Annotated in this window: 17 protein-coding genes and 1 tRNA gene; 6 read left to right on the forward strand and 12 right to left on the reverse strand. The window is 61.2% G+C overall.

All coding sequences use genetic code 11. From position 1 onward, the window contains the following. The first annotated feature begins 755 nt into the window (after positions 1-755). Complete coding sequence (locus tag DMR_RS11995; protein ID WP_043600601.1) at positions 756-1,373, forward strand: hypothetical protein; 618 nt, start codon at positions 756-758, stop codon at positions 1,371-1,373. A gap of 142 nt (positions 1,374-1,515) precedes the next feature. On the opposite strand, the gene DMR_RS12000 is transcribed toward DMR_RS11995, so the two are convergent. The 7 genes from DMR_RS12000 to DMR_RS12030 all read right to left on the reverse strand — a co-directional run bounded on the left by DMR_RS12000 (position 1,516) and on the right by DMR_RS12030 (position 7,675). Continuing rightward, positions 1,516-1,695: a hypothetical protein gene (locus DMR_RS12000; RefSeq protein ID WP_081429672.1), complete on the reverse strand. Its 180-nt coding sequence runs from the start codon at positions 1,693-1,695 to the stop codon at positions 1,516-1,518. A gap of 17 nt (positions 1,696-1,712) precedes the next feature. Beyond that, a complete protein-coding gene (locus DMR_RS12005) occupies positions 1,713-2,387 on the reverse strand; it encodes a hypothetical protein (protein WP_015861185.1) in 675 nt (224 codons plus the stop codon). Continuing rightward, positions 2,384-3,868: a phage terminase large subunit family protein gene (locus tag DMR_RS12010; RefSeq protein ID WP_015861186.1), complete on the reverse strand. Its 1,485-nt coding sequence runs from the start codon at positions 3,866-3,868 to the stop codon at positions 2,384-2,386. Before DMR_RS12010 ends, DMR_RS12005 begins: the two co-directional genes overlap by 4 nt. Positions 3,869-4,001: 133 nt before the next feature. Then, on the reverse strand, positions 4,002-4,634 hold the full coding sequence (locus tag DMR_RS12015) for a tyrosine-type recombinase/integrase (RefSeq protein ID WP_043600605.1): 633 nt from the start codon (positions 4,632-4,634) through the stop codon (positions 4,002-4,004). Between the two features lie 126 nt (positions 4,635-4,760). Further along, positions 4,761-5,309: a hypothetical protein gene (locus DMR_RS12020; protein ID WP_015861188.1), complete on the reverse strand. Its 549-nt coding sequence runs from the start codon at positions 5,307-5,309 to the stop codon at positions 4,761-4,763. Positions 5,310-5,402: 93 nt separating this feature from the next. Further along, on the reverse strand, positions 5,403-6,284 hold the full coding sequence (locus DMR_RS12025) for a hypothetical protein (RefSeq protein ID WP_193763664.1): 882 nt from the start codon (positions 6,282-6,284) through the stop codon (positions 5,403-5,405). 80 nt (positions 6,285-6,364) lie between these two features. After that, positions 6,365-7,675 carry a replicative DNA helicase gene (locus DMR_RS12030; protein ID WP_232502781.1) on the reverse strand — a complete coding sequence of 437 codons (1,311 nt, stop codon included), beginning with the start codon at positions 7,673-7,675 and terminating at the stop codon, positions 6,365-6,367. 185 nt (positions 7,676-7,860) lie between these two features. Between DMR_RS12030 and DMR_RS12035 the strand changes: the two genes are divergently transcribed. The 5 genes from DMR_RS12035 (at position 7,861) to DMR_RS12055 (ending at position 9,423) form a co-directional block, all read left to right on the forward strand. Then, the gene (locus DMR_RS12035; protein WP_015861191.1) at positions 7,861-8,115 is read left to right on the forward strand and encodes a type II toxin-antitoxin system RelE family toxin; all 255 of its coding nucleotides are present in this window, start codon (positions 7,861-7,863) and stop codon (positions 8,113-8,115) included. Beyond that, a complete protein-coding gene (locus tag DMR_RS12040) occupies positions 8,099-8,443 on the forward strand; it encodes a helix-turn-helix domain-containing protein (protein WP_015861192.1) in 345 nt (114 codons plus the stop codon). The genes DMR_RS12035 and DMR_RS12040 overlap by 17 nt, the downstream gene beginning before the upstream one ends. 21 nt (positions 8,444-8,464) lie before the next feature. Continuing rightward, entirely contained in the window at positions 8,465-8,797 is a 333-nt protein-coding gene (locus DMR_RS12045; protein WP_015861193.1) for a helix-turn-helix domain-containing protein, read from the forward strand. Beyond that, positions 8,794-9,066, forward strand: coding sequence for a type II toxin-antitoxin system HicB family antitoxin (locus tag DMR_RS12050; protein WP_015861194.1), 273 nt, complete (start codon positions 8,794-8,796; stop codon positions 9,064-9,066). The genes DMR_RS12045 and DMR_RS12050 overlap by 4 nt, the downstream gene beginning before the upstream one ends. Before the next feature lie 66 nt (positions 9,067-9,132). Continuing rightward, a complete protein-coding gene (locus tag DMR_RS12055) occupies positions 9,133-9,423 on the forward strand; it encodes a type II toxin-antitoxin system HicB family antitoxin (RefSeq protein ID WP_015861195.1) in 291 nt (96 codons plus the stop codon). Between the two features lie 258 nt (positions 9,424-9,681). On the opposite strand, the gene DMR_RS12060 is transcribed toward DMR_RS12055, so the two are convergent. The 5 genes from DMR_RS12060 to recR form a co-directional block, all read right to left on the reverse strand. After that, positions 9,682-9,766, reverse strand: a tRNA-Leu gene (locus DMR_RS12060). Positions 9,767-9,856: 90 nt separating this feature from the next. Beyond that, positions 9,857-10,702 (reverse strand): bifunctional hydroxymethylpyrimidine kinase/phosphomethylpyrimidine kinase, encoded by an 846-nt coding sequence (gene thiD / locus DMR_RS12065; protein ID WP_015861196.1) that lies wholly within the window; start codon positions 10,700-10,702, stop codon positions 9,857-9,859. Positions 10,703-10,723: 21 nt separating this feature from the next. Continuing rightward, on the reverse strand, positions 10,724-11,701 hold the full coding sequence (locus DMR_RS12070) for a lysylphosphatidylglycerol synthase transmembrane domain-containing protein (RefSeq protein WP_015861197.1): 978 nt from the start codon (positions 11,699-11,701) through the stop codon (positions 10,724-10,726). Positions 11,702-11,749: 48 nt separating this feature from the next. Then, a complete protein-coding gene (locus tag DMR_RS12075) occupies positions 11,750-13,924 on the reverse strand; it encodes an SF1B family DNA helicase RecD2 (RefSeq protein ID WP_015861198.1) in 2,175 nt (724 codons plus the stop codon). A gap of 24 nt (positions 13,925-13,948) precedes the next feature. Beyond that, on the reverse strand, positions 13,949-14,563 hold the full coding sequence (gene recR, locus DMR_RS12080; protein WP_015861199.1) for a recombination mediator RecR: 615 nt from the start codon (positions 14,561-14,563) through the stop codon (positions 13,949-13,951). Positions 14,564-14,616: the final 53 nt, after the last annotated feature.

Genomic DNA, 14,616 nt, shown 5'->3' on the forward strand with positions numbered 1-14,616 from the left:
CTTTTCGCATTGGCCTTGCGCTCGGACAGTTCTCGCGGGTCAAAAGAAGACGTGCTCCCGATGGCGGCCAGGGTGGCGTCGCGCATCTGCTCGATGCTGCCGCCGAATTCAGTCAGGTAATGGTTGCAACGCCTGACGATGTCCCGCACGGCGAAAGTTATGATCCGATCAAGGCCGCTGAGACCCGATTGAGAGAGAAGCAGGTGATCCAGCGTCTTGTCCATGTCGCGAAGCAGCATGGCGTTGTTTTAGACCAAATAAAGGTAGCCGTTGGCGCAGGACAGCCAATCCTCGGCCGGATGCGGCAACGGCGGTTCCGGCTTGGCCGGGATGGCCTCCGCGGGACCTGGGCCGCCCGGACGGCCTGTCTGATGGGCAGCCTTCGAGAATAACACTGCCGGGTGCTCAGAACCCCCGAAGAGGGTGGGCCATATTTAGGCCAAAGTCTTGAACATACGGCCCACACCCGGCAGCAAGGATGTGCAGGTGGGAGAAAACAAAGAGGCCCCGGCTGTCGGGTGGGGTGGACCGTCTTCGGTGGAGGTATGGGGCTTCGTGGTCGGGAACTCAGCCAACCGGGGGAAGATAGCCAAGGGACTTGACAGGATTTACGTTGCGACAGTATCGGTTTTCAAATTGTGGCCAGCCAACGCAACCCACGGATCCTCAGCCTGAGTGTGACCATTAGCTGCATGTTGATCTATTTTTTACAGCGCACGAGCTAATTACTTTAAATAAAAAAACATTCACTATAAATGAAAAAGACATTCGAAATATACGATGCCTGCGCTGAACGGGAACAAGCTAAATTAAACGAATATTTCGACAGTCTCAGCCAAGACGGAATTAGCATTGCTTACGTAAGATATGTTGGACATCTTTTTGAAAAGAAGGGATACTGCGTTGTTTATTATGGGCTCCAAAAAAATGAAATTGATTCTGACATAGATATTATTGCCTATGATGATTTTGAAACTATCTTCATTAAATGTAAATATTATTGCGACGACGGAGCACTTTCTCAAAAACACATCCTCAAATTCTTTGAGGATAGCCTCTTATGGATTTCACTCCATAACACCCATCCGATCATAGAGCATGGTGTTATCATTAATATTATTGCCACCAATACAACATTAACCTTAAAAGCGATGCAGTGCGCTTATTCACTCAATGTACAACGCTACGACAAGCTTTATCTCGATACGAACTATCCGCTAATTAAATGCTTATTCCATCAGACTCTTGGTTATATCTATGTCCTCCCCTGGGATGAAATATATGACAAAGTGAATACTAAAATTTTCATGAAAACCATTAAAGAGGCAGAAATGGAATATTCACCTGTTTGGGCAGCTGAACAATATTTATAATAGCTCTTAACCCACAAAGTCGAACAGCATAATGGGTAACCCCGAATCTCTTTTCGGCTACCATCTGCCGACCCCATTGAGCAAAGAACTTAAGGGCCATAAAAAACCATGCGCACGAAGACCCGGACAATCAAGGCCAGCCTCATTCTTCTGCCTTTTTAGTGAATTTCCGCCGCCACGCCAGCAGTTCTTCCCGGTCCGCGATGTAGGAAAACCCGTCAAATCGGACCGGCATGGGCGGAGACACTTCTTTGAGGTAGCGGATAAACCGTCGCCGTCCAATCCCGAGAACCGCGCAAATCTCTTCCTTGTTGAGCAGCATCGTCCTTTCATCCATTGTCAGTACCCCGCCCTGCCATCGGCCACTCCGGACCGGGTTTGCGCGCGGCCCAGCGCGGGCTTGCGCTCGTCGCAGTGAGCGATGGCCCACATCAGCGCCGCCACCGCCGGAAAATCCTCAATGGGCCGCCGGATGTCCTTGCCGGCGTCCTCGATCATGGCCACCAGTTCCTGGCGGCCCAGCACCAGGGCGCTTCGCCCCACGATCCTGGCCGTCAGGTAGGGGGCCAGGTCCGCATGCAGCTGCCCCCCGGCTCCGAGCCCGGGGGCGGGCCGCAGGCGCAGGGGCGGCCGCCCCTCGGCCCGCAGGCGCTCGTTGAGGAACCGCAGCCGCTTGGCGTAGACATGTTGCGGGTCGCCCACCCAGGCGCTCACCGCCGACCGCCCGGCCCATTTGCCGGCAAGGGGCGCGGCTTCGGCCGCCAGCCCGAGTAACCGCTCCACGTCCGCCTCCTGGATGAGATCCACCAGCCGCAAGGTCCGGTAGCCTTCCAGGGGGTCGGCCTCCAATTCCTCTGCCAGGGCCACCACCGCCCCGGGCGTAGTCCCCTTGGGCCAGCACAGCCCGGCCACAACCCGGCTGAAGACGGTCACGCGTTCCACGCTCCCCGCCTCTTCGACGCCGCGAATCCGGGACAGGCCTGTCCAGGGCTCGACAAAGGCTTCCAGTCTCATCGCAGCTGCATCCCCGCGTAAAAGCTGTTGCTGGAAAAATCCGCCGCTATGCACCAATAGTTCAGGGCGTGCCGGAAGTGGTCCGGCCCGAGCTTGACCCAGGTATAGGCCTTGCTGCCTGTTTCCTCGTCCTCTTCCAGTTTCTTGGCCGTATTGGCGCAGTGGGCCGCAAAGGCCTCCACCGGCCCGCACTGGCGCGGCAGCGCCAGCCTCCTGGCAGACAGGGCCGTGTGGGAGGCGTCCATGGATTCGGTGCGGTTCACCGACACCTGGAGGGTCTTCTCGTTCCAGGCATAGCCGCCCTTCTGATGCGGGCTGTACCAGTTGAGGAACACGCGGCCGGGGAAGCGCCCGGCGAATTCCCGGGCCTTTCGGGTCTCGGGCATGCCGTCGATGACGCAGCGGGTCACGCCAAAGGCCGCCATCAGCCGGTCTAGCTCCTCGAAATCCCGGTACTCGGCCACGTGCACGATAAAGCCATCGCGCCGACCGACCACCACATGCAGCCCCTTGCCCTGGTCGACGCCCATGCAGCACGGCCCCGGATCCGTCGCCCCGATGCCGTGGGAACCGCACAGGGCCAGGACCTCCTCCTTCGTGATGCGGCAATCGGCCTCCACGTAGGGCAGGCCGAGCTTGTAGTTGTAAAACGCGCCCATGTTGAGCGTCGTGCGGTACTGGGACAGGATTTCGGCCGGCCTGACGTACTGCGAATAGAGCTGGCTGTACTGGTAGCCCCGCCAGTCCTCCACCGCCGGCCGGCGCGCCACCCACTCGCCCCGGGCCGGATCCAGCACACCCTCGCGGCAACGCAGGCAGCGCAAGTCCACGGACCCGTCCCGGCGCTCCCACAGTAGGTCCGGCACGGCCCGCTCGCGGGGGGCGGCGGCCGCCTCCCACTCCTCCACCACGTCGGTCCAGCCCCCGCACCGGGGGCACTTGAGCAGCCAGCGGCGCTGGTCCGTGAGCTGGTAGAGCCGGTCGATGCCGAAATCCGGCAGCGTCGGGTTGGACAGGAAATGCTCCCACTTGTGGTCGGAATGGGCCATGCGCTCCCGGGCCACGGCCTCAATGCCCACGGGGAACAGGTCGAACTCGTCGTAGATCACGAAGTCCACCGGGTCGGAGCGCAGCCCTTCCAGGGACTTCGTGCCGCGAAACAGCAGGTTCTTGCCGCGCACCTGCTTGAGCTCCACTGAGTCGGTGTTCACGACGTACCGGGCCAGGGAATCCGGGTTGCGCTCCACCAGCGGCGAAACGCGCGACCGGGAAAACGCCGACGATCCCGTGCGCGACGGAAACAAGTACAGGATGCCCACGAAGGCCATGTACAGGGCGCACCAGAAGGCCCGCAGCATGGCCCGAGTGGTGTTGCCCATCTGGGCGCATTTGAGTTCGACCTGCCGGGGATGGTCGTCGCCGTAGGGCAGTTCCAGGCATTCGTGACGGGAGAAAGAGAAGGGGCCCCTGTCCAGGACCACCCCCTTCTGACAGGCCCACCCCCCCGGGGGGGGCCTCGTCCGTGATCGGCACCACCGTCTGCACCTTGGTCAGGAAGTCGGTCATGATCGACCGGCTTCCCGTCCCGCCGGACTTGCGCGCCATGGCCCCTCCTCACACCAGCTCGATGGCGTACACCGACCGGATCTCGTCCGGCTGGATGCACAAGTAATCGAGGGTCTGCTTCTGGGTTGCGTGGTTGTACACGGCCATGAGCGTGGGAATGTCCACGTTGTGGTTCACGCGCATCTGGTAGCCGAAGGTTTTGCGCAGGGTGTGCGAACCGTAGTGGCCGGGCAGGTTGACGGCTTCGCACCAGCCGATGACCATGCGGCGCAGCCAGGACGTCGTCAGCGGCCCGCGTTTGCCTTGGAACAGCAAATCCCCATCTTGCCATGGCCTGGAGGCCAAAAGCCGCTCCACGGCCGTTCTGACGGCCTTGTTGGCGCATATCCGCCGCAGTTTGTGCTCCTTGCTCTCGCGCACCACGTCGCCGTCGTCCGGATCGGCCAGGATGGCCTTGACCCGGCCCACGGTCAGGGCCAGCAGATCGCCGGCCCGCAGGGCCGAGTGGATCCCGAGCACAAACAGGGCGTGGTCGCGCGGCCGGTCGGCCAAGAGCCTGGCAATGGTCGCCAGCGCCCTGGGGCTTTTGATCGGGTCCACGGCGATGGCCGAGCCCTTGGGCGCGTGGTTGTTGGGCGGCTTTTTCCGGCTCTTTGTTTCGTCGTCTTTCGGAACCGCCACGGGCTTTAGACGACGTCCGTCCGGGCCAGGAGCCGGCACCGTCGCGGCATTGTCTTGGCAACACGCTGTATTCATGGCGAATCCCCCTTTTTCGGTTCGTCGTCTTTTGGGTAAAAGACGACGAACCTACTCCGACGCTTTGAGCCCGTAATCGAGGGCGTTCTGGGTCGCATCAAGCGCCATCAACTCTTCCACGACCTGGCGCGCCAGATCCGGCGCGGCGCGCTGCAGCACTTCCATGACCTTGGCCTGGAACTGCATCACGCGTTCGATGTCGAACTTGGTTTTCTTGATCGTGTTGTCCAGTTCGAGCATCTTGCGGTTCTCGCCCAGCAAGGCGATGTAGGCCTTCAGCAGTTCGCCACGACGTCCGGCCAGACGTTCCAGCTTGCGCCGGGCATCGGCGTCGCCTTCCAGCGACTGGCGGAACAGTTCCACGAGATCCGTGGCCTGCCGGGCCAGCTTTTCCAGCCGTTCCAGGGCGTCATGCTGGCGTGCCAACACCTCGACCTGGACGAACTGCGGGCTGGCCGCTTCCAGCGCCGTTTCGCACCGGCGCTTCACGACCGACACCCTGGCCTCGGAAATGCCAAAGCGCAGGGCCATCTGCTTCTGGTTCAGGCCCTCCTTGCGGCAGGCAAGGTAATCTTCATCGGTGAACTTCGCCTTTGCCATGCGAGCCACTACTTCCCGTTTATGTTGACTCTACCTTACGAAATGTGTTGATTCAATAAATTAATATCAATCTGCATCAACCCGTTTTTTGAGTTAAGGCGGCTTTGCATTAACCGCTTCATCAGCAAACTGACGTTGTGCTTTGTTCTTCTGCTTCAACGCTTCCCACGCTTCAACGCTCATTCCCTGGCCTCTCCCCTCTTCGTTGCATCCAGGATCTGGTTCTTCAGCCTTCACGGCCTGGTCAAGAATCTGGGCAAAGTTCTCCCGGTAGGCCTTGGCCGAGAGGATCCTCGAGCGCCAGAAGGCGTCCTGCAGGGCGAAGCGCGTGGCCCGTTCGATCTCCTCGAGGCTGTGTCCGGCCTCGAGGAGCCCCAAGAGCATCGCCGGCCACTTGTCCGGGGCTTTCGGCCTGGCTCTGGGGCTGGACTTGGACATGAGGCCGAAGACCAGCTCTCTCGCTCTCTCCCCGTCAGGGGCTAGAGAGAGAGATTTAAGATAAGATGGGATGGGATGGGGCATTGCAGAACCCATGCACTGCATTGCAGGTGCATCGGCATTCTCAACACCCTGTTTTTTCTTTGTTTTTACGAAAGAAGAGTCGTCATTTTTCTGCCATCGGGCGTTTGCCGCTGCGACCTTCACAGGGTTCTTCTCACCGCGCGCCCAGATGTTGGGTTGCCGTTTGTCCCAGTTATGCACGACGACAACCCTGTCTTCCCGTCGGTCCAAAAAACCAATTTCAACAAGATTTGCTACAAATTCAGATGGATCGATGTTTTTTGGGTCGATACAACAAGCGGCAGCAATGTGTCTGTCCGACATGTTTTCAAGTACGCCTTTGTTGCGTTCTTCCGCCACAAACGCCCAAAGCGTAAAAATGGCGTCAATGCCTTCGCTGCCATATAGCTGCCGTAGCAGGATAAATTTTGGATGTGTCCGCCATGTGGACTCCACCCGGAAGTCGTATCCCATTCTGCCACCGCCTCTGCACAAAGTTATCCGACGCCTGCATATCCACATTCATGCAGCTGCATGCAGCTGCATGATCCCTCTCACAATGGCCGTTCATCCGACTCAAATCGCACGTGTTTTCGATTGTACGCGACCGGCACATCGCCGGTCATGGAATTGCGGCTTTTGGCCACGGTCAGCTGTGTGAACTGGATGTCCTCGCGGCCCGAACGATCCCAGGGCTGGATCAAGAGAATGATGTCCGCGTCCTGTTCGATGGCTCCGGACTCTCGGAGATCGGATTCCACCAGCTTCGGCGACTTCCGTTTGGCCACTTCGCGGTTCACCTGGGCCAGCAGCACCACCGGCACGGCCAGATCCTCGGCCATGAGCTTGACGGATCGGGAAATCGCCGCGATTTCCTGTTCCCGGTTCTGGTGGTGGCCATCGGGCGGGATGAGCTGGGCATAATCGATAAACACGATGTCGAGCCCCCCGTCCTGTCGCCAGCGACGGCAGGCGGCCCGGATGTCGGACGGCTTGCGTGCCGGCTTGTCGTAGATGCGAAGCGGCATCTGCTTCATGCGCTGGCAGTGGGCGTAGATCCTGGACCAGTCCTCGTCGGAAAACTTGCCGTCCCGGAATCGCTGGGCCGCCACCCCAGCCCCTGAGGAAAACATGCGGTTAAGGAGCTGGTGCCTGCCCATCTCCAGGGAGAATATCCCGGTGGGATGCCCAAGCCCCACAGCGTGCTCGGCAAAGGTCAGAGCCAGGGCCGTCTTGCCGTGGCTTGGCCGCGCCCCCACGACGATCATTTCCCCGGGCATGAACGAGCGGATCAATCCATTGAGTTTCCAAAACGGCGTGGGCACCCCGCCGCCGCCCGACTGCTCCAGCTTTTCCAGGTAGGTCGTATAGGGGTCCAAAAATTCATCCGGCGTCTCGCCATGGGTATCCAGCCGGTCCTTGAGCACAGCATCCGACGCCATCTGGGCGATGGCTACAAACTCAGCCGGCTCACGCTCCGGATCGTAGGCAATCTCAATGATGCGCCGGCCCATGCCCGCCATCGACCGACGCTTGGACATAGCCCGCACAATGCCGGCGTGGTGCAGGATATTGGCTGCCGACACGACACAGCCGGCCAGTTCGGCCAGGTGGGCCGGGCCGCCGGCTGGATCGAGCTGTCCGGCGGCAGTCAGCGCGGCAGCCAATGTGATCAGATCCACTGGCTTGTTATCACGCCACAGGCCCACCATCGCCTCCCAGACCATCTGGTGGCGGGGATCGTAGAAATCCACACGGCGCAGCTCGACCCCCAGTTTGTCCAGGATCGACGGCTTGATGAGCACCCCGCCAAGCACGGCCTGCTCGGCGTCAAGATTGTGGGGCGGCACATTGCGGAGCAGCATCCCTGTCAGGTCTGCCGGCCCGGAGTCAGGGCGCCGGTTTCGTGGCGTGGCCATAGGCTCCCCCTTCGCTATCCCGCCTGAACTGGCTGTAAATCTCCCCGCCTGGGAGTTACAGACACCGGACAAGTCAAACGGCTCGACAACCTTTTTGTTGACAAAAAGCTATCAAAGGTTATCAGGAAATCATGACGCGTATTGAGTGGAGCCGAAAGGCATTGAAGCAGGCAGCCCAGATCTACCGGCAACAATTCCCGGTCATCCGCAAGGCTGTTGAAGGCCTCCTCTCCTGGCCAACCTGCCAAAATGTCAAAGCCCTGGTTGGCCGCGAGGGTTACAGACTTCGCGTTGGTCGCTACCGCGTCCTTTTCACCGTCCACGAAGACGAAATCCGTGTCATTCGCATTGAGGAGGTCAAGAAGCGCGATGAACGCACCTATTAAGCACCAAATTATCCATGGACCCGATGGGAATCCCCTGTACGCTGTCATTTCGTGGGAAGATTTCGAGGAACACTTCGAGGGCAAGGCCGACGAGGAGGTCTTTATCCCCCACGAGGTGGTCGTGCTCAACCTCGAAGGGGATATGAGCTTGATTCGTGCTTGGCGGGAGCATTTGAAACTCTCCCAACGCGAGGTAGCCGGGCGCATGAACATCTCCCAACCGGCGTACGCAAAGATGGAAGCCAAAGATGCACGCCCCCGCGTGACCACGCTGAAAAAGATTGCGGACGCAATGGGCATTGAATGGGAACAGCTGCGGGAAGGATGAGCGTGCAGACGGGGGCAGCCTATGTTGGAAATTACAAAAACCTTCCGCGCTGACGGATTCGTGGTGATCAGCGTCGTAGTTCCAGCAGATCGGGTTGACGACGTAGTCCGCGCCATCGAAAAAGCTTTGGAGCCGGACATTCCGGCCGAAGAGGCATTTGCCGGTTTTGGGCCGGGCGACGCCTTGCGGGGCATGCGTCGCCTGCGCGAAATGACCCAGGCGCAGCTTGCCGCTGCAATCGGCGTCCACAAGTCCCATATCTCCGGCATGGAACGCGGCAGAAGGCCGATCGGCAAGGAGATGGCCAAGCGTTTGGCCGACGCCCTGAACACTTCGTACAAGGTTTTTCTGTGAAACGTCCCTACCCGGCCATCCTGCATACCGACGACGGCACAAGCTACGGCGTGACTATTCCCGATCTGCCTGGCTGTTTCACCTCGGGCGACACCCTGGACCAAGCTCTTGCCGCTGTCCAAGAGGCGGTGGAAGCCTGCCTCTTCGATGCCGGCGAAGCTCCCCAGGCCAGCCCGGCCACGGATGTGCTGGGGATGGCTGAGGCCGAAGGCGGCCTCCTGGCCTTTGTTGAAGTGGACCTGTCCTTTCTTGACCAAAATCTTGGCTAAGGCCCTGCACACCTCATACAAGGTTTTTCTGTAGAAAGAGAACGTCGACAGAGGCAGGAGAACGTTATGCATTTCCCCGCTGCGGTCTTCAGTGAAAAAGGCAAGGCCTACGGCGTGACCCTGCCGGACATCCCCGGCTGCAACACCGCCGGCGACACCCTGGAAGAGGCCCTTGCGAACGTCCAGGAAGCGGTCGAACTTATGCTGGAAGACGCCACCGAAAAGCCGGTTCCCAGCAGCGTGGAGCACTATAAGGACGATCCGGTATACCAGGATGTGGCCTGGACGCTGGTCGATGTGGATATGTCGTTCGTGGACGGACCCGCTAACGGAGCTCATGAAAGTGACGCGCAATGACGCGACCGCACACTTCCCCTGGCCCACCACCAAGCCCCGCTCCGGCGGGGCTTTTCGTTTCCCAAGCCCGAAACTGGGGTGGTCGGCCCGGCGGGCAGCCCCAGCAAAAGATGGGGTGAAAATCAGGCTGAACATGGCCTGCCCCAAATAAAAAAAGCCCCAAATTTGCCCTGTTTTTTGGGGCAGACTTTGGGGCAGACTAGACGAGCGCGTATGTTAAGGGCAGAGAGGTGTGAAAAAATCCCTATAAAATCAGTTTGGTGCGAGAGGGAGGGCTCGAACCCCCATAGCCTAAGCCGCCAGATCCTAAGTCTGGTGCGTCTCCCAGTTCCGCCACTCTCGCACATGTGCCCCGCGCGGGGCATATTTTCTTACGTGAAAGATGCAGCCAAGACAATCGCCAAGGTGGCGCGCTCAGAAAATTCCGTCCGGATCAATGCTTAGACGCTTGCTTGGCCGATTCGGACAGGTGGCGCTCATACGGAGCCAAGTGGTTGACCGGCCCGTCGCCGTCGCCAAGATCCCAGGCGGTTTCCAGGGCCAGCTGCAGATAGTCCCGGGCCGCCTCCACCGCCTCGGGCAAGGCCTTGCCCAAGGCCAACTGACCGGCGATGCCCGCCGAAAGCGTGCAGCCCGTGCCGTGGGTGTTGCGGGTGGCGACAAAGGGCCGCGACAACACCCATTCCCGGCCGTCGGCCAGAACCAGACGGTCCGTCACCAGGCTGTCCGAGGTCTGCCCGATCTCGAAATGGCCGCCCTTGAGCAGCACCGCCTTGGCCCCACGGGCCAGAAGACGCCGGATGACCTCGTCGGCGTCGGCCTTGCCGCCGATGGGCAGGCCGGCCAGCAGTTCGGCTTCGAGACGGTTGGGCGTCAGCAGATCGGCCAGGGGCAACATGCGAGTCAGGATCGCCTCCACCGCCTCCGGCATAAGGAGCCGCGCCCCGGACTGGGCCACGCAAACCGGATCGACCACCACGGGGAAATCCTTGTCAGCCAGCCCCTCGGCCACTGCCCCGATGATGACCTCGGAAAAGAGCATTCCAGTCTTGGCCGCCCGAATGGGAAAATCGGCCCGCACAACCCGCAACTGCTCGGCCACGAAGCCCGGCGTCGGCGCTTCGATGGCCGAAACGGCGCACGTGTTCTGGGCGGTCAGGGCGGTGATGACGGACAGGCCGTAACAGCCCTGCATCATGAAGGTCTTGAGGTCGGCCTGGATGCCGGCCCCGCCGCCGGAGTCGGAGCCGGCGATGGTCAGCGCGCAGGGATGGGCCATGTCGCCTCCTTGGCTTGATCGCTATTTCCCGGCCTCGGGCGTGGCGTCCAGAGCTTCGTCGCTCTCCCGGATCTTGCTGAGTTTCAGTCCGCTTTTGGCCAGCACGAGCAGACCGGCCACGGTGACCGGAATGTACTGCACCATGTGGAGCACCAAGCCAGTCGCCAGAGCCTGGGCTTTGTCCACGCTAAAAAGCCCCAGGGAAAAGACCACCGCCGCCTCGAAAACGCCCAGCGCTCCGGGCGAGGACGGCATGGCCATGCCAAGGGACGAAATGACGAACACCGCCGCTGCCTGGCCAACGGTCAAGGGCAGGTCGGCCACCCATAAAAGCACCAAAAAGGTGGAACCGGCGTAGAGAACCCAGCAGACCAGGGTATAAAGCCCCAGCACGGTCATGAAGCTGGGGGTCACGCCATGGAGCACCTGGAGCTTAAGCTCGGCCAGAAATTCGGCCAGCCGGTTGGACGGCAGTTTTTCAATGATGCGGCCGACAAAATCCGGATAGTGGCGCACCACCCATAGTCCGACCCAGATGCCGCCCACGGCTGCGCCCAGAGGCACAAAAGCCATCTTGAGGTTGAAATGGAAGGCGACGACCAGTCCCATGGCCAGGATGGCGTTTAAATCGAAAAAGCGCTCCCAGAAAACCATGGTGATGCTGCGCGAGAGCGAAAATCGGCATTCCCGGCGCAGATAGAAGGCCTTGGCCAGTTCGCCGAGCTTGGCCGGAACGATGTTGTTGACGGCCATGGACATGAGAAAGGCCTTGAAGCAGACCCAGTTGCCGGCGCAAAAGCCCGACAGGAAATTGAGGCGAAGGGCCATGACGCCGTAGCCCACAAAGGAAAAAAGCACCGTCCAGAACAGGGCCACGTCATCAAAACGGGTAATGGCGTCCCACAGTTCGGAAAAATTGAGTCCCCAGAAGGCATAGACCAGACAGCCCCCCACCAGGGCCAAGCGCACAAACAAACTGGCGGCTTTCTTTACAAGCATCGCGGACCGTTCCTCCATGAAGCCGGGGCCGTCCCGGCGTTTGGGCGATCAGACATTGAAAAGTTCCCGCAGGCGGTAGTTGAGGTGCGTGTAGCGCCGCTCGCCGCCGGCGTTTTTGAGGCCCAGGGTGAGCGCCCGGCGGCTGCCCACGAGCACGGCCAGTTTCCTGGCCCGGGTCAGCGCGGTGTAGATCAAATTCCGACGCAGCATCACGTAATGCTGGGTCAAAAACGGGGCCACCACGGCCGGATATTCGCTGCCCTGAGACTTATGAATGCTTACGGCATAGGCCGGAGCCAGTTCGTCGAGTTCGGTGCGGTCATAGGGGACATCGCGCCCGTCGAAGGAGACGACCAGCGCGCCCTCCTCCGGGTCAGCGGCCGTGACATGCCCCAGGTCGCCGTTGAAGACGTCCTTTTCGTAATTGTTTTTCGTCTGCAACACCCGGTCGCCCAGACGAAAAATGGCGTTTCCCCGAATGACCGTCGGCCCCGAAGGATTGAGCCGCGCCCGAAGCGCTTCATTGAGCGCCTGGGTGCCGGCCTCGCCCTTGTGCATGGGCGAGAGCACCTGCACGTCGCGCATGGGATCAAGGCCATAAACCTGGGGGATGCGCTCGGCCACCAGCGTGGCGATCAGATCGCGCACGGCGGCCGGATCGTCCTGCTCGACCCAGAAAAAATCGGCCTCGGGCGGCTTTTTCTCGGCCGCCTGGGGGAACTGGCCGTTGTTGACCCGGTGGGCGTTGACCACGATCATGCTTTCCCGGGCCTGGCGAAAAATGTGCGTGAGCCGCGCGCTGCCCACGGACTGGCTGCCCAACACGTCCTCCAGGACGTTGCCCGCTCCCACCGACGGCAGCTGGTCGGCGTCGCCAACGAGAATAAGCCGCGAGGTAAACGGCAAGGCCCGCAGCATGTGCCCGCAAAGCCTGGCGTCGAGCATGCTGACCTCGTCGACCAGCAGCGCGTCGGCCTTGAGCTTGTTGTCCTCGCACACGGCAAACGAGCCGTCGGGCGTGGACTGGAGCAGGCGGTGGAGCGTGGCGGCCGGCTGGCCGGTCGCCTCGGAAAGCCGTTTGGCCGCCCGGCCCGTGGGCGCGGCAAGTTTGACTTTTAGCGACAGCTTGTCAAGGGCGGCCACCACCATGCGGGTGATGGTGGTCTTGCCGGTGCCGGGTCCGCCGGTGATGACAAAGACCTTGTTGGCGCAGGCGTCAATAACGGCTTGCCGCTGCTCCGGGGAAAGCTGGATGCGGGCCTCGGACTCCAGGGCCGGCAGGAGCTTTTCCACCTTGCCGCGCAATTGCGCGCCGGGATGGCCGGCCAAGTCGTGGATGCGCCGAGCGATCTCGGTCTCCAGGGCATAGAAGTGGCGCAGATAGACGGCCGCTTCGATGCCCTGCTCGGGCAGAGGTTCGACCTTGACCCGCTTGAGTTCTTCCAGGCCGCCAAGCCCCTCCTCCAGGCGCTCGGAAGCCACGTCGCCGACCAGGGCGGCGGTTTTCTCGAAAAGCACGTCCTTGGGCGCGAACAGATGCCCCTGCTCGCCCATGGAAAAGAGCACATAGGCCAATGCGGCCTGGACACGCTCGGGGCTGTCCGAGGCAAAGCCCAGGCGCAGGGCCATGGCGTCGGCGGTCTTAAACGCGATGCCGCGAATTTCATAGGCCAGTTCGTAAGGATTGGCCCGAATGCGGGCCTCGGCGGCGTTGCCGTAAAGCCGCTGGATCTTGGCGGCGTGGGTGGTGGCGATTTCGTGGGTCTGGAGAAAGAGCATCAGCGAGCGGATCTCGTTTTGGGCGTCCCAGGAGGCCTTGATCTCGGCCAGCTTTTTCTTGCCCACGCCTTCCACGGAAAGCAGCTTGTCCGGCTCCTTGTCCAGAATGTCGAGCACCTTCTCGCCAAAGGCGTCCACCAGGCGCGAGGCTAAAATGCCGCCCACGCCCTTGATCTGACCCGAGGCCAGGTAGCGGCGGATGCCGTTTAGGGTGGCCGGCATCTCGCGCACGGCGGTGGTCACCTGAAACTGGCGGCCATACTTGGGATGGGTGGCGAAATCGCCGGTGACCCGCAAGAGTTCGCCGGGCGTGACCTTTTGCATGCGCCCGACAATGGAAAACGGTCCCGGTTCGGCCTTGGAGCCGACCCGGGCGATGAGGTAGCCGTTTTCCTCGTTGAAAAAGGTGACGGTCTCGATTTCGACCGTAAGCTCGACTGCCATGGGGTTTGCGGCGGCGTCCGAGAGTTAGAGGTCCTGGCGATAGCGCAGGGATTGGGACAGGGTTTCCTTGTCCACGTACTTGACCTCGGCCCCCAGGGGGATGCCCTGGGCCAGCCGCGTCAGGCGCACGGCCGGAAACTCCCGCTCCAGCAGATTCTTGATATGGGAGGCGGTGGTTTCGGCGGCCAGCGTCGCGCCAAGGGCCAGGATGCATTCCGTGACCGCGCCCTCGGCCAGTTTGGCCCGCAGCACGTCCAGGCGGAGTTGGCCAGGCGACACGCCTTCCAGCGGATCAAGCAGGCCGCCCAGGACCAGATAGCGGCCGGCGTAGAGGCCGGTTTCCTCCATCTGCATGATGGCGTCCCACTGGGCCACGAGACAGAGCTGTTCGCCGTTTCGGGACGGGTCGGCGCACACCGGACAGACCGGCGTTTCGGACAGCGAGGCGCAGTGGACGCACAGGCACAACCGCTCGCGCAGGCGCAAGATGGCCTCGCCCAGGCCGTCGGCCCGGGGGCGCGGCCACTCCAAGAGCGTCATGGCCACCTTGAGGGCCGACTTGGGGCCAAGGCCGGGCAGCTTGGCCAGCTGGTCCACGAGTTCGGCCAGGGGGACGGGCAGGGTCGTCTGGGATGCCATGTTCGGGATTCCGCGTAGGGGCGCGGGCGGCGGGAAAAGGGGTCGCCCCTTCC

Origin of the sequence: Solidesulfovibrio magneticus RS-1 (assembly GCF_000010665.1) — a bacterium.
GTDB classification, from domain to species: domain Bacteria; phylum Desulfobacterota; class Desulfovibrionia; order Desulfovibrionales; family Desulfovibrionaceae; genus Solidesulfovibrio; species Solidesulfovibrio magneticus.